The sequence below is a fragment of the Bartonella capreoli genome (assembly GCF_902813205.1).
GTDB lineage: Bacteria > Pseudomonadota > Alphaproteobacteria > Rhizobiales > Rhizobiaceae > Bartonella > Bartonella schoenbuchensis.
In genome coordinates, this window is record NZ_CADDZX010000094.1 from 1 (window position 1) to 629 (window position 629).

A 629-nucleotide genomic window follows, 5' to 3' on the forward strand; every position below is an offset into this window, starting at 1 on the left:
CACAGATTAGGAACAGCTGAAATTGAATCAGCACTTGTTTCTCATCCTGATGTTTCAGAAGCAGCTGTTGTTGGTTACCCTCACCCCATTAAAGGGCAAGGAATTTACAGTTTTATCACCCTAATGAAAGGAACAGCTCCAAGTGAAAAGTTGCACAAAGACCTTATTAAGCATGTCAGAAAGGAAATAGGCTCCATTGCCACATTGGATAAAGTTCAATTTGCCTCTCAGCTTCCCAAAACGCGATCAGGAAAAATTATGAGACGTATTTTGCGAAAAATTGCCGAAAATAATTTTGATAATCTAGGAGATATTTCAACCCTTGCCGAACCACAAGTCATTAACGATCTTATTGCCAACCACCAAAATAGGGAAGCCATCGCTTAACACGAAGCATGAACAGTAATTTTAGCATTTCTGCTAATGCCACTGATAAAGGTCTAACCTAATACCTCTATTCTCTTTGCCAACCTAAAATGTTGCAACTATTCTTATATTGAGAAAGTTCGTAAAAAGTCTAATTAGATTTTTTACGAACGGCTTTTATCTACACACTAATCCCTCTCATAAAGTATAAGCGAATAGTTTATATTCATTATAAAAAGGTCTGAAATGAGTGAACTTTACTG

Annotated in this window: 1 protein-coding gene; it reads left to right on the forward strand. The window is 36.6% G+C overall.

The window, feature by feature from the left end; all coding sequences use genetic code 11:
- Positions 1-387 (forward strand): AMP-binding enzyme (locus tag J7R05_RS07495; protein WP_425490167.1); only part of this gene is annotated, 387 nt, incomplete at its 5' end.
- Positions 388-629: the final 242 nt, after the last annotated feature.